The following is a 21634-nucleotide window of genomic DNA, read 5'->3' on the forward strand; positions in this document are numbered from 1 at the left end:
AAAATTACCTTGTTCGTGTTTGCTTTTACCCTTGACAAAATAATACCTAACTAACAACTTGAGTTAATTAATCTTCTTGTTCTGCTTTACATTAATTCTAAACACCAAACACATTTTTGCTTCTTTTACTGCACAAAAAATTAAATAAAAAAACTCCCGGCATATTAAAGCCAGGAGTTTCTAATTTTTAGCTGCTAAAAGAAGTATTATTTGTCAATCGATCCCAAAACCCTGCCCATAAATTGGTTCAGTGCTTCTTTAGCAGGAATACCTTCTTGTATTGATTTATGTACTTCCAGCGCTCCGTAAAAGTTAGATAACAATTCGCCGATCACATCCAGTTCTTCATCTTTTATCGATGGAAGTTCCGTCATATACTCTAGCAAATCAATCGTTTCTATCACCCAATCCTGATCGTGTGTTTCCACAAAACCAAGAACATGTTTAATTACCGGCAGTTTCATCGATCAGTTCTTTAAGTACTTCTGTTTTATTGGTTTGAGTTTGCTTAAACAATTTTCCATCGATAAAAGAAGCAAACGTAGGCAAATTGCTTACATCGGCCAGTTTCCTGGATTCCGGGTTTTTCTCTGCATCAATTACCACAAACTTAATATCTTCAAATTCTGATGAAAACCTTTTAAATTTAGGTTTCATAATCTTGCAGTTGCCGCACCAGGAAGCTGCATATTGTACAATAACTTTTTTATTCCCGGCAACAACGCTGCCTAAAGTATCTGTTGTTAGTTCCGTCATTGTTTAGTTTGCTTGTAAATATTCTGCTACGCCTTTGGTAGTTGCAGCCATTGCTTCTTTACCTTGTTCCCAGTTGGCCGGACAAACTTCGCCATGTGTTTGTACGTGTGTATAAGCATCTACCAAACGCAAATACTCGTTTACGTTACGGCCAAGCGGCATGTGGTTAATGCTTTCGTGGAAAACGGTTCCTTCTTCGTCAATTAAATAAGTAGCGCGGTAAGTCACAAAATCTTCTTCATCCAAAATGCCTAATTCAGCAGCTAATTTGCGGGTTGTATCAGCTAATAAAGGAAAAGTAACACCTTCGATGCCGCCGTTATCTTTTGCAGTGCTTAACCAGGCAAAATGTACTTCGGCAGAATCGCAAGAAGCACCAATTACGATAGTATTTTTAGCATTAAAATCTTCCTGGGCAGCTTGGAAAGCATGGATTTCTGTCGGACAAACAAAAGTAAAATCTTTAGGGTACCAGAAAAGCAATACTTTTTTGTTCTCGTCGATCGCTTTTTGTAATACGTTGATTTTAAATGCATCGCCCATTTCGTCCATGGCATTTACAGTCAGGTTTGGAAATTTATTTCCTACTATTGAATTTCTCATATTAAAATAATATTCTTATTAAAAAAAATGTAATAATGCTTTTATTACGCCGCGAATTTCGCATTTAAAGAGGATATTTTTCTTAACCCAAGTTATTATTGTGGATAAAGGAAAGATTAATTACACCATGCAGACATACTTCCGTTGTTATTTTACTGTTGGGCTAAATCTTCTTCAAAAAACAAAGACGTGGATGTTTTGAAGACGATTCCTTCTAACGCCGGAATAACAAGGGCATGCTTTTATCTTTCCGACTTCCGGCCTCTTCTAACTTTCCGACCTTTTTCAATGCTTCTTTTACCACCTAAAAATCATGAACCGTTTGTCGTACCGGACTTGTTCGGCATCCCCGAGTGAAAAGTAATTTTGCATATTTGTCCTGAGAGATTCTGAAACAAGTTCAGAATGACAAGGGCATGCTTCTTTTACCAGCTAAAAATCCTGCTTTAACGTTTCCGCATAATCTGTATCTTCGCGGATGCAAGAAAAAATTATCATTCTTGATTTCGGTTCGCAATTTACCCAGCTTATTGCGCGCCGTGTCAGGGAATTGAGCATTTACTGCGAAATTCATCCTTTTAATCATTTGCCCGAATTTGATGCTTCTGTAAAAGGAATTATTCTGTCCGGTAGTCCGTATTCTGTCCGCCAAACTGATGCACCTCATTTTGATTTTACGCCTTTTCATGGTAAACTTCCGGTTTTAGGTGTTTGTTATGGCGCACAATTTCTGGCGCATCATTCCGGTGGAGAAGTTTTAGCTTCCAGTACCAGGGAATATGGAAGGGCGCATTTACAATATATTAACAGTGACAATCCTTTATTAAAGCTGATTCCTGCAAACTCGCAAGTTTGGATGTCTCATGGAGATACCATTGCTTCAATTGCTGATGATTTTGAAGTGATTGCAAGTACAGATTCTGTTAAAGTTGCTGCTTATCAAATTAAAGGCACACAAACTTACGGCATTCAGTTTCATCCCGAAGTAACGCATAGTATCGATGGCAAACAGCTGCTGCAAAACTTTCTGGTTGATATTTGCGGTTGCCAGCAGGATTGGACCGCAGATTCTTTTGTAGAAACCACCATTGCAGAATTGAAAGAAAAATTAGGAGATGACCAGGTTGTTTTAGGACTTTCCGGCGGCGTAGATTCTTCAGTTGCTGCCGTTTTGCTGCATCATGCTATCGGCAAAAACCTGCACTGTATTTTTGTAGATAATGGTTTGCTTAGGAAAGACGAGTTTCAATCCGTTTTAGATTCGTACCAGCACATGGGCTTGAACGTAAAAGGCGTAGATGCCAAACAACGTTTTTATGATGCTTTAGGCGGATTGTCTGATCCGGAGAAAAAACGAAAAGCAATTGGCCGTGTTTTTATAGAAGTTTTTGATGATGAAGCGCATCGCATAGAAAATGTAAAATGGCTTGGGCAAGGAACGATTTATCCCGATGTGATTGAATCTGTTTCGGTAAAAGGTCCGTCAGCAACCATCAAATCACACCATAATGTTGGTGGCTTGCCAGATTTTATGAAGCTAAAAGTAGTAGAACCGCTCAATACTTTATTTAAAGATGAAGTACGAAAAGTAGGTAAAGCACTGGAAATTGATCCGAATATTTTAGGCCGTCATCCTTTTCCAGGCCCTGGTTTAGCGATCCGGATTTTAGGTGAAATAACGCCCGAAAAAGTAGCTATTTTACAGGAAGCAGATGCCATCTACATCAACAATTTAAGGTCGGCAGGTGTTTACGATCAGGTTTGGCAGGCAGGCGCTATCTTTTTACCAGTACAATCTGTTGGCGTAATGGGAGATGAACGTACTTACGAAAATGTGATTTGCCTTCGCGCCGTTGAATCTTTAGATGGAATGACGGCTGACTGGTGCCATTTGCCTTACAACCTGCTTGGAAAAATATCTAACGAAATTATCAATAATGTTAAAGGAATTAACCGTGTTGTGTACGACATCAGTTCTAAACCCCCGGCAACCATTGAGTGGGAGTAAGTGGCTGATGCTTCTTTTACCGGCAATTTTTTTAGCTGCCTGTTCGCCAAAAATCCGCCCGGTCGTTGTTCAGCAACCTGCAACTAAAACGCAGGAAGAGGTCACCAAAGAAAAAGAAGCTGCCGAAAAAGCCGCTGCTGCAAAAGCTGCTGCCGAAGTTCCGGTTGTTAAGCCCAAGCGCATTCCTTCCATTGCTTTATTGCTGCCTTTTGCGCTTGATCCTGCCGATCCAAAAACGGTTACTAAAAATCAGGTTAAAACCAATATTGCTGTTGATTTTTATGAAGGTTTTAAGCTGGCGCTTGATTCGTTGACCAGCAGTGGGCAAAGTTTTAAATTAACTGTTTTAGATACACGCGATGAAGAAAGCCAGGCGCAAAGGCTGGCTGCTGATCCTGCTGTCCGCAACAGCGATTTAGTTGTTGGCCCCATTTTTCCGGCTGGCGTACAGGCATTTTCTGCACGCATCAGTAACTTGCATAAGCCTGTTGTTTCGCCGCTTTCCGCAACCTCTCCGGCTGGTTACCATAACGAATCTTTAATCACTTTAACACCTCCGCTGGAGTTCCATGCCTGGCGTGTTGCACAATATATTCAGGAAAACATCCGGCCAAAAGTGGTTTACATTTTACGGTCGGGTTTTTCGGAAGAGAACAAATATATTTTACCCTTTAAAAGAAGCATCGACAGTTTAAGCCATAAGCGGATCAGGATTGTAGATGTAACAATTAGCAAAGGAAATTTTAGCGCTTTACTGCCCAGCCTTTCTAAAACTTCGGAAAATGTTTTTGTTATGCCTGCAACAGACCGTTCTTTTTTAAGGGTTATGTTCCAGGCTTTAGATAAACTGGCAGATACTTATCCGATACAGCTTTTTGGCCATCCTAACTGGAACAAAGCTACTTTTTTACGTCAGGAAGTTTTGGAGAAGATGCATACTTGCATTACTTCGGCTTACCAGGTTAATTATAAATCGGCAGAAACAAGCAATTTTATCAAAAGCTTTCGCAGAACTTACCATACCGAACCGGGGGAATATGCGATAAAAGGATTTGATACCGGTTTATACTTTGGCAAGTTAGTAGCTGATCCTGCTGCAGATTTTAATCATCTGCAAAATATGCCTTTTGATGCGCTGCATAACCATTTTGAGTTTGTAAAGAAAAAAGGTTATGGCTGGATCAACACGTATGTAGAATTGTTGCAGTATGAAGATTACACGCTGAAACCCGTTAAATGAGAGCCGAAAACCAACTTCGTACATTTTTAGCTTTACTGAAGGAGTATCCGGCAGAAACGCCTTTGTACAAGTTTTTGCCCGGCTATTTCCGGTTGCATAAAAAGATGGGCTCGACAGATCGAAAGGTTGCTTTGAGGTTGGTTTACAATTACTTCCGTTTGGGAAAAGCACTGGTTAACCATCCGCCCGAGGAACGTTTGTTTGCTGCAGAGTTTTTGTGCAACAATCAGGAAAACTCTTTTTTAAGTTTTTTTAAGCCTGAATTAGCAGCGCAGATTGCAATTCCGGCAGAAGAAAAGATTTTCGTATTGCAAAAAGAGTATCCGGATTTTAAGCTGGAAGATGTTTTTCCGTTTACCGGTTATCTATCAGCAGGAATTGATCAGATACTGTTTTTACAGTCCTTTTTTATACAACCAGACCTGTTTATCCGCATTCAGAAAGGGCACGAGTTTCAGGTGAAACAAACGCTTGCTGCCGCTGATGTTGTTTTCAGGCAAAAAAGCGAGCAATGTTTGGCGTTGCCGAACGGTACGAAATTAGACCGGCTTTTTCCGATGCAGCGTTATTTTGAAGTGCAGGACGAATCGTCCCAGTTAACGGCACAGTATTTTCAACCCAAAAAATGGGAGAACTGGTGGGATGCCTGTGCAGCTTCGGGCGGTAAAACCTTGTTATTGCACGAACAGGAACCGGATTTGAAACTGGTTGTTTCTGATATTCGCGAATCTGTTTTGGATAACCTGGACGAGCGTTTGCAATTGGCCGGAATTAAAAAATATCAGAAAAAGCTGCTCGACCTCACTCAAAATCCTGATCCAATTTTACATGATTATGCTTTCGACGGGATTATTTTAGATGCGCCTTGCACCGGCTCCGGAACCTGGGGAAGAACGCCGGAAATGATTAATCAGTTTAACGCTTCCCGCATTTCTTTTTTTCAGCAATTGCAAAAAACGATTGCTTTAAATGTGGTTAAATATTTAAACCCTGGCAAGCCATTAATTTATATTACCTGCTCGGCTTTCAGCGAAGAAAACGAAGATGTTGTAAATTACCTGGTAAAAGAAGCACGGTTAACTTTAGAATCTTCGGAATTGTTAAAAGGTTATGAGCGAAAATCGGATACTATGTTTGTAGCCAGGCTTATTAAGAATCTATAATATTTTTTCTGGCATTTCGACCAAAGGGAGAAATCTTCTTTAAATCATCAACATCAGATTTACTTTAAAGAAGATTTCTCCCTTTGATCTAAATGACAACATGCTTTACAAATGCGTATTGCTTCTAAAAAGCTTGATCGATATTGCCAGTAAAATAATTCCGAAAGCTTTTCGCAAAATGTCAAGTCCGGTTTTCCCCAACAGCTTTTCCAGCCATTGCACGTTTTTCAACACTAAATAAACAAATATGGTATTTAAGGCAATGCCAACAATGATATTTTGGGTTTGATATTCTGATTTTAAAGAAAGTAAAGTAGTCATTGTTCCGGCGCCGGCAATAAGCGGAAAAGCCAGCGGAACGATAGAAGCGGTAGAGGAGATTTCTTCTTCTTTAAAAAAACGGACGCCTAAAATTAATTCCATTGCAATAATAAATATTACCAGCGAACCGGCAATGGCAAAGGAAGCGACATCAATATTAATTATAGCAAGCAGTTGATCGCCAACAAACAGGAAAATGATCATCAGTACAAAAACAGTTAATGATGCTTTTTCTGATTCGATCCTTCCTGCTTTTTGCCGCATATCAATAATGATCGGAATGGTGCCGATGATATCAATAATGGCAAACAGGATCATGGTTACCGATAAAATTTCTCTGGGATTAAAGCTTAACATGGCCTAAGTATTAATTTTTTCTTTTGATCTTAAAAGAAAGGTAAATAAAAATCCTGCTAAAATATAAACGGCCGACAAAAAGAAAACATAATGGACTGAAATACCCGAAATTAAACCAGCGCTTATTGGGCCAAGAATTTGTCCGATAGAAGCGTATGACTGGTTGATCCCTAAAGTTTGGCCTTGTTCATTCTGGCCAACGCGTTCAGAAATAATGGCATTAAGCATTGGGTTCCGTAGTCCGTTAAACAAGCCGTAAACACACATACAAACTGCAAATAAAATAAGTTTGTTAGTGAAACCGGAAAGCAGCATCGGCAAAAAACAAAAAATAAGCGATAAAAGAAGTATGAGCGATTTGGATGAAATAAGTTTTGTGATGTATGGAACGGCCAATTGCATCAGGATACCCGAAATGCCAAAACCGGCAAAAAAAACACCGATCTGAAAAGGTGTAATTTTTAAAACATCTGCCGTAAAAGTCTGGAAACCGATAATCATGGTAAACTGTGCCATGGTTAATAAAAAGCCGATAAAAACAGCACTGCCAATAACGGGAGCTTTCAGCACGGTAATTAAAGATTTAAAGCTGAACTTATTATCGTTTTTACGCTCGTGTTTAGGGTTGGTTTCCTGCAAGAAAAAGTAGATGCAGCATACACCGATCAAGGCTATTCCTGCCGAAAAATAAAAAGGTGCCTGTAAACTGATCTTACTTAAAATACCACCAATAGCCGGACCGATTACAAAACCAAAACCAAAAGCCGAACCGATAATACCGAAGTTTTTAGCACGGTCTTCATTTGAAGAAGAGTCGGAAACCATTGCTTGTGCCACAGAAATATTACCGCCGGTAATACCATCTAAAATACGGGCAGCAAAAAGCATGATCAGGCTGCGTGCTTCTGCAAACAAAATAAAGGAAATACAGGTGCCGATCAGGCTGATGATAAGCAACGGTTTGCGGCCGTATTTATCAGACAAAGAACCTAAAACCGGCGTGGCGAAAAACTGTGCGATGGAAAAAGAAGCGGTTAATAAACCTAAAGTTTGCTCGGTAATACCAAATTGCTTTCCGTAAGGATAGATCAGCGGAACGATAATTCCAAAACCCAAGGAGTTGATTACGCAAATAAATACCAGTACCCATAAGTTTTTATTTTTCTTCATTAGTTGTAATTGCCTGGTAAAGGAAGTATTGAAACAAAAAAAGGTTCTGCCATGCAGAACCTTTTTTGAGAATGTTTTTAAAGCTTGTTCTAAAATTTAGGCTTTATAGGATCAACCGGATCCAAAATAACACTTTTATTTTGCAATACAGAATTCTTTTTGCTGTAAGTAAAGTAAATAATTAACCCAATAAACAGCCATACAAACAACCTTAGCCAATTGGTCCAGCCCAATCCAAATATCATTGCCCCGCAAACTACAATACCTAAGATAGGCACAAAAGGGACCCAAGGCGTTTTAAATTCGCGTTTAAGTTCAGGATCTGTTTTACGCAATACAATTACGGCAACACATACTAATATAAAAGCAAATAAAGTCCCGATGCTGGTCATGTCGCCAACAATATCTCCCGGAACAAAAGCTGCAAATAAACCTACCAGTATCAAAATAAACCAGCTTGCTTTGTAAGGAGTTTTGTATTTAGGGTGTATTTCGCTAAAAACTTTTGGCAACAAGCCATCGCGGCTCATAGAATAAAATACACGCGACTGGCCTAAAAGCATGACCAGAATTACCGAAGAAAAACCAGCCAAAATAGCAACTGTTACTAATTTGCCTAACCAGCCATAGCCAATCATATACTTGTGGATAGCAAAAACAACAGAAGCTTCTTTACCTGTGGTACGAAAGTCTTCGGTAGTAGCAATTCCGGTTAAAACATGTGCAAAAAGAATATAAAGAATAGTACAAATTGCCAGTGAACCTAAAATACCGATAGGCATATCCCTTTTGGGGTTTTTTGCTTCCTGAGCTGTTGTACTTACTGCATCAAAACCAATAAATGCAAAGAACACAACACCTGCGGCACCGAGTATGCCCATAATTCCTCCAAAATTATGTGAAATCCCTTCGTGGTCAACATAAGTAGTGGGTGCCGGGATATAAGGGGTATGATTTTCTGGTTTAATAAATTGCCATCCTAAAATAATAATCAGAACAACGATGGTAACTTTGGTAATTACGATAATGCCATTTACCAGGGCAGATTCCTGCGTTCCTTTAATCAGCAGCATGGTTAAAATAATCACGATTGCTAATGCGGGAAGGTTAATTAAACCATGTGCAGTTCCGTCAACCGAAGTTTGAAAAGGCGAGTGGCACCATTCATAAGGTATTGCTTTCAACCCAAATACATTTATCAGTAAATTGTTCAGGTATTCACTCCAGGCTATACCAACAGTTGCAGCGCCCACTGCATATTCCAATATCAAATCCCATCCGATTATCCAGGCCATCAATTCGCCCATAGTAGCATAAGTGTAAGTATAAGCACTACCGGCAATAGGAATAGATGAAGAAAGTTCCGCATAACAAAGCCCGGCCAGCGCACAGCCTATTGCGGCAACAATAAAACCAAAAGTTACAGATGGGCCGGCATATTCTGCGGCTGCTGCGGCAGTACGCACAAACAAACCTGCACCGATAATAGCACCAATTCCTAAGGCGATTAAAGAACCTGCAGTAAGCGTACGTTTTAAGCTTTTTTCAGACTCTGCTGATTCTGCCATTAGTGTACTTATGGGCTTTTTTAAAAATAAACTCATGTAGTTTTTCTGATTAGTTGTTTCAATTTATCTGCAATTTCAAACGTAATTAAATTAATTGATAAAAAAGAAAGGGATTCCATGTAAGAAATCCCTTTCTGGTAACAATTATATTGATTATCAGTATTTTTTATTTAACAAATGCTGTTTTTACTGCCTCAATTTTAATTTCTTTATTAATTTGATGCTTAATTTTAGTGATGCCATTGTTTTCTACATGAATATGAGGGGCAATAATTAAAGAAACAATGGACATTAGTTTGATTAATATATTCATTGAAGGGCCCGAAGTATCTTTAAAAGGATCGCCAACGGTATCACCGGTAACTGAAGCTTTGTGCGGTTCGGATTTTTTGTAGTAAACCTCTCCGTTAATTTCTACACCTTTTTCAAATGATTTTTTAGCATTGTCCCAGGCACCGCCCGCGTTAGATTGAAAAATGCCCATTAAAACTCCGGAAACGGTTACGCCGGCAAGCAATCCGCCTAAAACTTCTGGCCCCAAAGTAAAACCAACGATAATCGGTGTAATTAAGGCAATTAAACCAGGCGCTACCATTTCGCGTAAAGAAGCTTGTGTTGAAATAGCAACGCATTTTTCGTATTCCGGCTTGGCTTTATATTCCATAATTCCGGGGATTTCCCGAAACTGACGCCTAACTTCCTGTACCATGGCCATAGCGGCGCGGCCGACAGCAGAAATACAAAGCGAAGAAAAAATAAAAGGGATCATGCCGCCAATAAATAATCCGGCCAAAACATCTGCCTTATAAATATCAATATGATCTATCCCGGCAACGCCAACAAAGGCAGCAAACAAAGCCAGTGAAGTTAAAGCGGCAGAAGCAATGGCAAATCCTTTTCCGGTTGCAGCCGTAGTATTACCAACCGCATCTAAAATATCTGTCCGGTGGCGCACTTCTTCCGGCAACTGGCTCATTTCGGCAATTCCTCCGGCATTATCTGCAATGGGGCCAAATGCATCAATGGCTAACTGCATGGCCGTTGTTGACATCATTCCGGCAGCAGCAATAGCAACGCCATATAATCCCGCAAAATGAAAAGAACCATAAATCCCGGCTGCTAAAACAAGTATCGGCAATACCGTTGATTCCATGCCGATAGCTAAACCGGCAATAATATTGGTAGCATGGCCGGTAGAGGATTGTTTAATAATACTCATCACCGGCCGTTTGCCCATTGCCGTATAGTATTCTGTGATGATAGACATTAAAGCGCCAACTACCAGGCCAACGGCAATCGATAAAAATACATCTGTTTTGGTAAAAGTTATGCCACGAATAGTCATGGTAGCAGGAAGCAGCCACTTTACGGCAAAAAAAGTTGCAATCGCCGTTAAAACAATCGACATCCAATTCCCTAAGTTTAAAGCATTTTGCACGCTATCAGTATCCTTTTTTATGCCGACAAAAGAAGCACCGACAATAGAAAATATCAACCCTAAACCGGCAATTAGCATAGGTAACAGGATAGGGGCAATACCACCAAACTGGTCGTCCGATTTAATTTCCTGTCCTAAAACCATTGTTGCCAGCATAGTAGCCACATAAGAACCAAATAAATCTGCCCCCATTCCTGCTACGTCGCCAACGTTATCGCCAACATTGTCCGCAATAGTAGCAGGGTTTCGCACATCATCTTCCGGTATTCCTGCCTCAACTTTACCAACTAAATCAGCGCCAACATCAGCGGCTTTGGTATAAATTCCACCGCCAACACGGGCAAACAAAGCGATCGATTCGGCGCCTAAAGAAAATCCGGCCAAAACTTCCAATGCTTTTTTCATGTCTTTACCATTTAAACTTCCGCCGGTATTAACTACATAAACCTGGTAAAAAACAATAAACAATGAACCCAGCCCGATAATGGCCAAACCGGCAACGCCTAATCCCATCACCGTTCCACCTGTAAAAGAAACTTTTAATGCTTGTGCAAGGCTTGTTTTTGCAGCATGCGTGGTCCGGACGTTTGCTTTTGTGGCAACACGCATCCCAAGGTATCCTGCAAATGCAGAAAATAAAGCGCCTATTAAAAACGAAATAGCAATAACCGGGCTTGAAGTTTCTACCGTAGTGCCAGAATAAGCTAACAAAATCATGGCGAGTGCCACAAAATAAGCGAGAATACGCCATTCTGCACGTAAAAAAGCCATTGCCCCATCTGCAATGTAACCTGCCAGTTCGGTCATTTTTGCATCCCCGGCCGTTTGTTTGGTAACCCAGGCAGATTTTGCAGCCATAAATAAAAGCCCGACCACGCCAAACAACGGGATCAGGAAGACTAAATTTTTGTTTAGAAATTCCATAAATAGATTAGTAAATGGTTATAATGATTGGTAGGGAAAGCTAAGGATTGTAAAATGGATTGGCAATAGCCTATTAAAAATTATTTTCAACAGCCTGTATCTTCAAAATATAGTTTTTTTAAATAGCTTAGGAAAAATTAGTTTTAGCCGATGGAGAATAAAATAGAAGATCAGGAAATGAAACGGGAACTCGGACTATTGGACTCAACTATGCTGGTAGTTGGTTCGATGATTGGTTCCGGGATTTTTATTGTTAGTGCCGATATTACCCGAAGTGTGGGCAGTGCAGGCTGGGTTATCCTGATCTGGGTAATCAGCGGTTTAATTACTTTAACAGCTGCCTTAAGTTATGGCGAACTTTCGGCCATGTTTCCAAAAGCCGGAGGCCAATACGTTTATCTCCGCGAAGCTTATAATAAATTTGTGGCTTTCCTGTTTGGCTGGTCAACTTTTACCGTGATACAAACCGGTACCATTGCAGCAGTCGGCGTTGCTTTTGCTAAGTTTTCGGCTTATATCTTTCCTGCTGTTGGGCCTGATCATATTTTATTTACGTTAGAAAGTTTTCAGTTTAATGCCGCACAACTGCTTTCTGTAGTGATGGTTATCCTGCTAACCTGGATAAACAGCAGAGGTGTAAAAAATGGTAAGATCATCCAAACGTTGTTTACCATCACTAAAATACTTTCCCTTTTTGGGTTGATTATTTTTGGTTTGACAACTGCTTTTCGCTCAGAAATATGGCAATCCAACTGGGCCGAACCCTGGAAGATGGTGCAATGGAAAGCCGGTTCCAACACCGCAATTGCCATTGGCGGAAGTGCTTTATTTGCAGGCATTATTTCATCAATGGTTGGTTCTTTGTTTTCCAGTGATGCCTGGAACAATGTAACCTTTATCGCTGGAGAAATACGGAACCCAAAACGAAATATTGGTTTAAGCTTATTTTTAGGAACGTTGATTGTTACCGTAATTTACATTCTGGCCAACGTGATGTACACAGCAGTTTTGCCGATGGTAGAAATTGCACATGCGCCCGCAGATCGTGTTGCTGTTGCCGCTTCGCAATACATTTTCGGAACTTCCGGAACGATTATTATAGCCGTAATGATCATGATCTCTACTTTTGGCTGTAATAATGGATTGATATTAGCTGGCGCGAGAGTTTACTATACCATGGCGCAGGATGGGCTTTTCTTTAAACAAGCTGCACATTTAAACAAGTTTGAAGTACCGGGCTGGGGCTTATGGGCACAATGTATCTGGACTTGTATGCTTTGTTTATCAGGCACTTATGGCGCGCTACTGGATTATGTTGTTTTCGTAGTGCTAATTTTTTATATCCTTACCATCGGCGGTATTTTTATCCTCCGCAAAAAACGGCCGGATGCAGAGCGCCCTTATAAAGCTTTTTTATACCCGGTTTTACCTGCTTTATATATTGTTGCGGCTGCTGTAATTTGCATCGGTTTGCTCATTTATAAAACGGATACTGCCGGCTACGGATTGCTCATCGTGCTGCTTGGTATCCCTGTTTATTTTATTTCTCAACGCAACCTAAAAAATGCCCGATAAAAGAAGCATACTGTTTTTAGCACTGTTTTTTCTTACTGTTAATGCCCGCTCACAAAGCCTGGATCAAAAATTACAAACTGCTTTTACCCTTTTAGAGCAGGATGCGCAATGTAAATATGCTTCCGTTTCCTTAACCGTTCTGGATGCAAAAACCGGCGAAACTGTTTTTACCGCTCATCCCAATATGGGTTTAGCTACGGCTTCAACCTTAAAAACAATCACTGCTATTACGGCTTTTAATTTGTTGGGAAAGGATTTTCAATACCAAACTACTTTAGGTTATAACGGAATAATTTCTGCAGATGGAACTTTAAAAGGAAATCTAATCATAAAAGGCGGCGGCGACCCAACGTTAGGAAGCTGGCGTTACGAATCGTCCAAAGAAAACACCGTTTTAAAGATTTGGGTCGAAGCTATCCGCAAAGCAGGGATCAAAAAAATAGAAGGCCGGATTATTGGTGATGATACTGTTTTTGGCAACCAAAAAATTCCTGATGGTTGGAACTGGCAGGTTTTGGGCAATTATTATGGTGCCGGGACTTCGGGCTTGTGCTGGCGCGAAAACCAGTTTGATATTAAATTACAACAAAGTGGAACAGGGAATAAAGTAAAGTTGATAAAAACAATTCCGGTGATGCCGTATGTACAGTTCAACAACGAATTGCTTACTGGCGCAGCAGGTTCCGGCGATCAGGCTTACGCATTTTTACCCGTTAAAAACAGCATGTTCTTTTTAAGCGGGACTTATGCCGAAGATCTCAGCAAACGAAGTATTTCTGCTGCTTTGCCCGATCCGGCTTTTGATGCCGCTTACCGTTTAACCGATACCTTAAACCGTTTAGGAATTGTGCTGGAAGGAACAACAGCATCCACCGAAACATTATTATCGGTACAAGAGCAAACGCCGCAAGCTACACAAATTTTGGTGAATATTGCTTCGCCAAAACTAAGCGGGATTATATTTTGGATGAATAAAAAAAGCATCAACTTATATGCCGAGCAATTGCTGAAAACGTTTGCTTGGAAAGCCGGAAAATCTGTTACAACAGATAACGGCGTCCAGGTTTTGCAGGGTTTCTGGAAAGCAAAAGGCATAGGCCCAAATGCTTTAAACATTTTTGATGGCAGCGGGCTTTCTCCCGGCGACCGTGTTACTACTTCTGCCTTGGCAACTATTCTTTCATCTGCCAAAAAAGAAACATGGTTTTCGGATTTTTTAAAAAGCCTGCCAGTTATTAACGATATGACGATGAAAAGCGGCAGCATCAGCAATGTGCAGGCTTATGCCGGTTATCAAACTAAAAACGGAAGAGAGCTTTGCTTTTCCATCATTGTAAATAATTACAACGGAAGTTCATTAGGTATTAAAACTAAAATGTTTAGGGTTTTGGATGAGTTGAAGTGATTTTCATTTCGGCCAACGGGAGAAATATTCTTTCAATAAAATGGAATTGATTGGTTGAAGATTATTTCTCCTATGAAATGACAAAAAGGGAATGACAAGGGATGCTACTCAATCGCCTTCAAAATCCTGTTCCATCTAATTTTATTCAAACCAGAAGCTGCGCTGTCCACACTAAACCAGGTGATCATTCCTTTACCAATAATATGGTCTTCCGGAACGTATCCCCAAAAACGGGAATCCAAAGAATTGTGCCGGTTATCGCCCATCATCCAGTAATAATTGAGTTTAAAAGTATAATGGTCTGCCTTTTTTTGGTTGATAAAAACAGCATTGCCTTTTACCTCAACCTGGTTGTTTTCATAAAACGCTATCGCCCTTTTGTATAGAACCATTGTCGAATCGTTCAAAGGAATTGTCATTCCTTTTTTAGGCAAAACAAGCGGGCCGAAATTATCTTCGTTCCATTTAAAATGTTCGTTGTGCGGAAATATTTGCGGATCGTATTTACCTTTCAGTTCAACAATAGGTTTAATAGAAATGATGTTAGAATAGCTTTTTAAAACAGCAAGATTTTCTGTCGGAACAATCATTTCAAAGGTATTTTCTGCTAATTGCTGCCTTATTTCGATATGCAAATCCTGAAATACTTTCGGGTTCATTTCCCGTCCGTCGGTTTTTACTTCGTACGAAGTTTGTGCTTCTGCTGCGTTACTGTTTGCTTTTCCGTTGATAAAAACCTGTCCGTTTACAATAGTTAAAACATCGCCAGGCGTTGCCTGGCAGCGTTTAATCAATAATGTGCGTACATCAACCGGTTTATTTACTTCTTCAGGTTTATTAAAAACCACCACATCGCCTTTTTTTACTTCGGATAAACCTGGCAAACGAAAATAAGGCAGCTTAATGCCGTCCCAATAAGTCTTAATACTATCCTGCGTAACAGTATATTCTAAAAAAGGAATGGCAATTGGTGTAAAAGGCATCCGCGGGCCATAACTGATCTTGCTGACAAACAAATAATCTCCGGTTAATAAAGAACGTTCCATAGAACCGGAAGGAATGGCATAAGCCGAAAATAACAAGCCGCGGATAATGGTTGAGGCAACCACAGCAAATAAAACAGCATCGAGCCATTCGCGCGCTTTGCTTTTTTTAGGCTGGTTTTCTTGTTCCTTTTTTCCGGATTTCCACTTCATAAATTTGTTTTTTAGGTTGATGATGAAAAGGTTTCTGTTAAGATTACTTTTTAAAACATTTGTTACGAACGATGCAGAAAAACATCCGATAAAAGAAGCATCAGTCAAACTTTTTTTCAGGTTTAATCCTTAATCCAAACATCAAATCCGATCAACATGAAAAAAGGAGAAACAGTACATTGGAATTATGGCAAGGGAGAAGGCGAAGGTAAAGTTAAAGAGGTTTTCACCAAACCTGTAGAAAAAAAGATTAAAGGCACTACGGTTAAGCGCAAGGGCAGTAAAGAAGAACCAGCCGTTTTAATCAAACAGGAAAACGGCAACGAGGTGCTAAAATCGGAAAGTGAACTAAAAAAAGGGAAGAAGGATTAGAAAGGAAGCTATCAACAATAAACTATCAACAATAAACTATCTATGATGCTTCTTTTATCACCTAAAAATAAAAAACCCGGTTGCTAATTGCAAACCGGGTTTTGTTTTATTGAAATTGTAGATTATGGATTGGAAACTGCACCTGATCCATCTTCTGTTGGGGGAACGCCTACCACTTTAAAAATCCGGCTGTTTCCAGAATTATCTTCCTGGTAATACACACCATCAGGAGAAACAAAAAGCTTTTCGCCATTAATTCTTACAGCACGGCTATCTGGCGGGATAGAATTTACCACATCGCCAACCCGCGGCAAACTAACCGGATTTTGATTGTTATCGGTATTGTTATTATAGTTGTTATTATTATTATTGTTGTTGTAAGCATGCTGTTGCTCTTGCTGCTGGTCTTCAGGTTGTTGTACGCCACTATCGGTATTTAAAACACCATCTTTTCCAGCCACTCGATATACTTTTTTGCCGTCTTCGTTTATAACAGGCTGATAGTAAATACCGTCTTTTTCAAAATATTGCTGTCCGTCAATCACAATTTCCTGTGCACCTCTTGGTAAACGCGGTACTTCGGCACCAACTGGCGGGGCTACAACCTGGTAGCCATCATTATAGGGTTGATAAAACAAGCCTTCGTTGTAATAATAAGGGTAACCACCAAAATAAAACGGATAATAACCGAACGGCAGAATGTTTAAGTAGAAACCAATGTGCGGATAATAGCTGCGGTAATAAGCGCCGTAACCAACACCGTAATACGGGCGGCCATAATATCCGCCACGGTAGCCATAACTTCCTCTTATACTTACACCACCATGGATTCCAACGTAAGCTCTTCCGGGTGCAAAGTGCGGGCCAACAGCAACACGGTTGCCTCCGCCAAAACCACCACGAGGCGCAGCACTAATCCTGGCACCGCCGCCAAAACCACCATGAGGCGCAGCGCTGATCCTGCCACCGCCACTTCTGCCACCACCACCAAAACCTCTGCCACCTCGTTGTGCTTCGGCAGTAGAAAAGGAAGCTAAAATAACTAAACTTGCTACCAGCAGTTGCTTTGCAAATTTAAGTGCAGGATTTATCTTTTTCACTTTATAAAAAATTAGAGTTTTTTTAATCTGTTTATAGTAATCAGACTATAACAAAAGGTAAAAGTTTATTCCGTTTTAATTATTTGTTTGAGAGGGTACAAGCAGTTTTAAGCCTTCTTCTAAAGCAATTTATAATTTACGGTTTTTAAATTTTGATGCAGTTTTTATGCCGATAAAAGAAGTATCACAAAGAATTTTGAAAAAAAAGTAAGTTTTTGTGCGCATTATCTCTTCTTTTTTCTGCTGAAATGTTTGTAACCATAAAGTTATACGTCAAACACTCCTTTAAAGAAGATACTTTAACCTAAACTTTATAATTTTAGCAGCATAAAAACAGTATCTATGAAAAAAATATTTACCAGTGCATTATTGGTAGTAGGATGTGCAGCAATGCTCTCTGCACAAACCCGTCCGGCAGATTCTGTCCGGCGGACAGCCTTTCCTACAGGCTTTGCCGGTAACGTAACCCGTACCCAGCCTAAACCTTACAAAACGGTGATTACTGATAAAGCAATTACGCGCAGAGGATTATTTAAAACACACAAAGTAGATGACAAATATTACTTTGAAATTGGCGACAGTTTATTAAACCGCGAAATTCTGGTAGTAAGCCGGATTTCAAGAGCGGGAGCAGAAGTTCGTGAAGCAGGAGGTTATGCCGGCGATCAGATTGGCAGCAGTGTGATCCGCTTTGAAAAAGGGCCAAGCAACCGTATTTTTATGCGGAAGATTTCTTACAGAACATATAGTCCGGATAGTACAAAAGCGATGTACCAGGCTGTTCAAAGGTCTAACATACAAGCAATTGCAGCAGCATTTAACGTTGCGGCCTATTCGCCAGATGCTAAAGGAAGTGTTATTGATGTAACAGATTACATCAACAGCGATAACGATGTTTTTTTCTTTAGCTCTCCTATGGCCAAGCAACGTTTCCGTTTAGGAGGCCTGCTGGCAGACAGAAGTTATATTGAAAACATCAGAAGTTTTTCAAATAACATCGAAATTAGCACCGTTAAAACTTATAGTTTAGCGGCAGCACCTTCTCCTTTTGGGAGGGCTACTACGCCTACACCAGTTTTGGGTGGCGCGGCAAATGCTGGTTCAGGTTCTGAAACGGTTGAATTGAACACTTCTTTGCTGGTTTTGCCAAAAGTGCCAATGCAAGCACGTTATTTCGATCCGCGTGTAGGTTACTTTACAACCGGTTACACCGATTTTGATATAAATCCTCAGGGAATTAAAGAAATACAGTTGATTGCCCGCTGGAGATTGGAGCCAAAACCACAGGACATGGCCAGGTACAAACGCGGCGAACTGGTGGAACCGAAAAAGCAGATTGTTTATTATATTGATCCGGCTACGCCAAAAAAATGGCAGCCTTATTTAATAGCCGGTGTTAACGACTGGCAAAAAGCGTTTGAAAAAGCAGGTTTTAAAAATGCCATTGTTGCTAAAATAGCACCTACTTCTAAACAGGATTCTACCTGGAGTTTGGATGATGCCAACCACTCCGTAATTGTTTACAAACCTTCTGAAACCGAGAATGCAAGCGGCCCGCATATTTCTGATCGAAGAAGTGGCGAGATTTTAGAAACGCATATCAACTGGTTTCATAACGTGCAGAAATTAGTGCACGACTGGTACATGATCCAGGCGGCAGCAATCGATCCAAGAGCACGTAAAATGGTTTTTAGTGATGAACTGATGGGCGATTTGATCCGTTTTGTTTCTTCGCATGAAGTAGGGCACACTTTAGGTTTGCGCCATAATTTCGGTTCAAGTTCTACTGTTCCGACAGAAATGTTACGTAACAAGGCTTTTGTGGAGGCAAACGGACATACGCCTTCTATTATGGATTATGCACGTTTTAATTACGTTGCACAACCTGAAGATAATATTAAACCGTCCGGCATCTACCCAAGGATCGGCGATTATGATAAATGGGCAATTGAATGGGGTTATAGGTTACGGCCTGAATTTAAAAGCCCGGCAGCAGAGGTTTCCGCACTAAATAAAGTAACTGTTGAACGTTTAAAAGATAGAAGGTTGTTTTTCGGAACAGAATCAAATTCCGATGATCCGCATTCTCAAAGTGAGGATTTAAGCGATAATGCTATGAAAGCAAGCACTTACGGAATTAAAAACCTGCAACGCATCATTGTAAATTTACCGGAATGGACCAGCGAGAAAAACGAAGGTTACGATAACCTGGAAAACATGTACAACCAGTTAACTGCACAGTTTGGGCGTTACATGGGCCACGTAAGCAAAAACATCGGTGGAATTTATGAAGACCCGAAAACTGTTGAACAAACCGGTGCTGTTTATACTTATGTTCCTGCTGCTACCCAAAAAGAAGCCATGCTGTTTTTAGACCAGCAATTATTTACCACACCAATGTGGATGCTGGGCGAAAAGATTTTGAGCGATATTGGCCAGAGCCCGGTACAGGTGGTTTACAAATTACAGAACACTGTTTTAGACCGTGTTGTTACCAATCACAACTTGTATAAACTTATTTCCGGCGAAGCAGCAAACGGAAACAGTGCTTACAAAATCACTGATTTTTTTGCTGATATGCAGAACATGATTTTTAAAGAAGTAAAAGCTAACCAGCCAATTGATGTTTATCGTCGTAACCTGCAAAAAATGTATGTAGCTAAACTGATTGAACTGGTTAAACCAACACCTGCGCCAACAGCAAGTCCATTTGCACAGGCGGGCAGTGGCAGAAGAGAAGGTAATGTGCCTGATCCGGAAAAAGAAGATACCGATGTAATGTCTGTGGCCAAAGCACAATTACGTAGCATTGATACCATGATCAAAACAGCTTTGCCAGGTACTTCGGATAGTTTAAGCAACTACCATTTACAGGATTTAAGCGACCGGATTACCGTTGCCCTCAATCCAAGAAGTTAGTTGTAGCAGTAGTCAACATATAACAAATATTTCAAGAGCAGTCCAGCAACGGCCTGCTCTTTTTTTTGCCATAAAAACAGCATTGGCAGCAGTTTATCCGTATAAACCGGAACATAGAACTACCTTTGCGCCAAATCCGTAACTTAGTCCGATGCCATCTTACGAAATAGATAAAAACGATTTACTGCTGATTCGGCAGGCGCTGGAGGAAGATGATGCTGCCTTAGTAGCTGCTTTAAAAGATTATCATGCTTCTGAAATTGCCGATCTTTGCGGAAAAGTTTCTCCCGAAGCCCGCGAACGGATTGTAAACGTATTGCCAAGCGATGTGGCTTCGGAAGTGCTGGCCGAAATGGACGAGGAGCACCACCCCGAAGAAATCCTTTTCAATCTTCATCCCGAAAAACGTTCGGAAATTGTGGAAGAGCTGGATTACGATGATGCAACCGACCTGATCTCGCAAATGGACGAGGAAGACCAGCAGGAAATACTGGAGCACCTGGATGAAGAAGATGCTTCTAATATCCGGAACCTGCTGAGTTACGAGGAAGATACGGCCGGTGGTTTGATGAATACCGAAATTATTAAGGTGAACATCAACCTGACCAAGAAAGAAGCTTTAGACGAGATTATCCGCCAGTCCGAAGAAATGGAGGATTTTTACATTTACGTGGTTGATGATGCAGATATATTGCAAGGTTTTTTATCGGTAAAAGAAGTATTGAAATCGCGAATGGATGTGCATGTGGTGGATATGGTAAGCCGGGATTTTGTATATGTAAAAGCCGAAATGGACCAGGAAGAAGTGGCACGTGTTTTCTCGCAATATAACCTCACCAGCATTCCTGTTGTGGATGATGAAATGAAATTATTGGGAAGGATTACGGTAGATGATATCATCGATGTATTGCAGGAAGAAAGTACCGAAGATATTTTAAAAATTGCCGGTGTTTCGCAGGATGAAGAACTTGGCGGAACCTGGCAGGACGCGATTAAAAGCCGTTTGCCCTGGCTAATTATTAATCTGGGAACCGCTTTTCTGGCTGCTGCCGTAATCCGCAGTTTTGATGCTACGGTTTCCAAGCTCGTTATCCTTTCTTCTTACATGACGATTATTGCCGGAATGGGCGGAAATGCTGCTACACAAGCACTTGCGGTAACCGTGAGGCGGATTTCGTTGATAAATTTAAGCGACCGTCAGGCTTATGTTACTGTTTTTAAAGAGTTTTTGGTAGGATTTGTCAATGGCGCAGCTAACGGTTTGATTGTTTTGGCAATTGCTGTTTTTTATGATCATAATCCCAAATTAGGCTTAGTTTTGTTTTTATCGATGACTGGTAATTTGCTGATTGCCGGACTGGCTGGTTCTTCTATTCCTTTGATTTTAAAAAGGGTTGGGATTGATCCGGCGGTGGCTTCCTCCATCATCATCACCACTTTTACAGATTGTTTTGGCTTTTTGCTGATCCTAGGGCTGGCTTCAAAATTATTGCTTTAATTATCAGGCAAAAACATATTT

The 21634-nt window shown here is 40.5% G+C and carries 17 protein-coding genes; 8 read left to right on the top strand and 9 right to left on the bottom strand.

Annotated elements, in window-relative coordinates; translation table 11 throughout:
• Positions 1 to 206: 206 nt before the first annotated feature.
• Genes GO621_RS17820 through GO621_RS17830 form a run of 3 tightly spaced genes read right to left on the bottom strand, consistent with a single transcriptional unit; the run spans position 207 to position 1359 of the window.
• On the bottom strand, positions 207 to 464 hold the full coding sequence (locus GO621_RS17820) for a DUF6952 family protein (protein ID WP_157569565.1): 258 nt from the start codon (positions 462 to 464) through the stop codon (positions 207 to 209).
• On the bottom strand, positions 445 to 756 hold the full coding sequence (locus GO621_RS17825) for a thioredoxin family protein (protein ID WP_157569567.1): 312 nt from the start codon (positions 754 to 756) through the stop codon (positions 445 to 447). Before GO621_RS17825 ends, GO621_RS17820 begins: the two co-directional genes overlap by 20 nt.
• 3 nt (positions 757 to 759) lie before the next feature.
• Positions 760 to 1359, bottom strand: coding sequence for a peroxiredoxin (locus tag GO621_RS17830; RefSeq protein WP_157569569.1), 600 nt, complete (start codon positions 1357 to 1359; stop codon positions 760 to 762).
• 478 nt (positions 1360 to 1837) lie between these two features.
• On the opposite strand from GO621_RS17830, the gene guaA reads away from it, so the two are divergent.
• Genes guaA through GO621_RS17845 form a run of 3 tightly spaced genes read left to right on the top strand, consistent with a single transcriptional unit; the run spans position 1838 to position 5770 of the window.
• Positions 1838 to 3367, top strand: a complete 1530-nt coding sequence (gene guaA / locus GO621_RS17835; RefSeq protein WP_157569571.1) for a glutamine-hydrolyzing GMP synthase — start codon at positions 1838 to 1840, stop codon at positions 3365 to 3367.
• Entirely contained in the window at positions 3354 to 4607 is a 1254-nt protein-coding gene (locus GO621_RS17840; protein WP_198170306.1) for an ABC transporter substrate-binding protein, read from the top strand. The genes guaA and GO621_RS17840 overlap by 14 nt, the downstream gene beginning before the upstream one ends.
• The gene (locus GO621_RS17845) at positions 4604 to 5770 is read left to right on the top strand and encodes an RsmB/NOP family class I SAM-dependent RNA methyltransferase (RefSeq protein WP_157569575.1); all 1167 of its coding nucleotides are present in this window, start codon (positions 4604 to 4606) and stop codon (positions 5768 to 5770) included. The genes GO621_RS17840 and GO621_RS17845 overlap by 4 nt, the downstream gene beginning before the upstream one ends.
• Positions 5771 to 5875: 105 nt before the next feature.
• Here GO621_RS17845 and GO621_RS17850 read toward each other — a convergent pair whose 3' ends face one another.
• From GO621_RS17850 to GO621_RS17865, 4 genes are all read right to left on the bottom strand, one after another.
• The gene (locus GO621_RS17850; RefSeq protein WP_157569576.1) at positions 5876 to 6448 is read right to left on the bottom strand and encodes a MarC family protein; all 573 of its coding nucleotides are present in this window, start codon (positions 6446 to 6448) and stop codon (positions 5876 to 5878) included.
• 3 nt (positions 6449 to 6451) lie between these two features.
• On the bottom strand, positions 6452 to 7714 hold the full coding sequence (locus tag GO621_RS17855; RefSeq protein WP_317163475.1) for an MFS transporter: 1263 nt from the start codon (positions 7712 to 7714) through the stop codon (positions 6452 to 6454).
• A complete protein-coding gene (locus GO621_RS17860) occupies positions 7708 to 9222 on the bottom strand; it encodes an amino acid permease (RefSeq protein WP_157569582.1) in 1515 nt (504 codons plus the stop codon). Before GO621_RS17860 ends, GO621_RS17855 begins: the two co-directional genes overlap by 7 nt.
• Before the next feature lie 130 nt (positions 9223 to 9352).
• A complete protein-coding gene (locus GO621_RS17865; RefSeq protein WP_157569584.1) occupies positions 9353 to 11548 on the bottom strand; it encodes a sodium-translocating pyrophosphatase in 2196 nt (731 codons plus the stop codon).
• A 150-nt stretch (positions 11549 to 11698) separates the two neighbouring features.
• Here GO621_RS17865 and GO621_RS17870 point away from each other — a divergent pair, with 150 nt between their 5' ends.
• Together GO621_RS17870 and dacB are read left to right on the top strand one after the other, a co-directional pair.
• Complete coding sequence (locus GO621_RS17870; RefSeq protein WP_157569586.1) at positions 11699 to 13123, top strand: APC family permease; 1425 nt, start codon at positions 11699 to 11701, stop codon at positions 13121 to 13123.
• Positions 13113 to 14528 carry a D-alanyl-D-alanine carboxypeptidase/D-alanyl-D-alanine endopeptidase gene (gene dacB / locus GO621_RS17875; RefSeq protein ID WP_157569588.1) on the top strand — a complete coding sequence of 472 codons (1416 nt, stop codon included), beginning with the start codon at positions 13113 to 13115 and terminating at the stop codon, positions 14526 to 14528. Before GO621_RS17870 ends, dacB begins: the two co-directional genes overlap by 11 nt.
• A gap of 104 nt (positions 14529 to 14632) precedes the next feature.
• Here dacB and lepB read toward each other — a convergent pair whose 3' ends face one another.
• Complete coding sequence (gene lepB / locus GO621_RS17880; protein ID WP_157569589.1) at positions 14633 to 15724, bottom strand: signal peptidase I; 1092 nt, start codon at positions 15722 to 15724, stop codon at positions 14633 to 14635.
• Between the two features lie 156 nt (positions 15725 to 15880).
• Here lepB and GO621_RS17885 point away from each other — a divergent pair, with 156 nt between their 5' ends.
• Positions 15881 to 16096 carry a hypervirulence associated TUDOR domain-containing protein gene (locus GO621_RS17885; protein ID WP_157569591.1) on the top strand — a complete coding sequence of 72 codons (216 nt, stop codon included), beginning with the start codon at positions 15881 to 15883 and terminating at the stop codon, positions 16094 to 16096.
• 122 nt (positions 16097 to 16218) lie between these two features.
• Here GO621_RS17885 and GO621_RS17890 read toward each other — a convergent pair whose 3' ends face one another.
• Positions 16219 to 17196 (bottom strand): DUF6515 family protein, encoded by a 978-nt coding sequence (locus GO621_RS17890; RefSeq protein WP_317163474.1) that lies wholly within the window; start codon positions 17194 to 17196, stop codon positions 16219 to 16221.
• Between the two features lie 342 nt (positions 17197 to 17538).
• On the opposite strand from GO621_RS17890, the gene GO621_RS17895 reads away from it, so the two are divergent.
• A complete protein-coding gene (locus GO621_RS17895; RefSeq protein ID WP_157569592.1) occupies positions 17539 to 20115 on the top strand; it encodes a zinc-dependent metalloprotease in 2577 nt (858 codons plus the stop codon).
• A gap of 151 nt (positions 20116 to 20266) precedes the next feature.
• Positions 20267 to 21613 (top strand): magnesium transporter, encoded by a 1347-nt coding sequence (mgtE, locus tag GO621_RS17900; protein WP_157569594.1) that lies wholly within the window; start codon positions 20267 to 20269, stop codon positions 21611 to 21613.
• Positions 21614 to 21634 lie beyond the last annotated feature (21 nt).

Origin of the sequence: Mucilaginibacter arboris (assembly GCF_009754915.1) — a bacterium.
GTDB classification, from domain to species: domain Bacteria; phylum Bacteroidota; class Bacteroidia; order Sphingobacteriales; family Sphingobacteriaceae; genus Mucilaginibacter_A; species Mucilaginibacter_A arboris.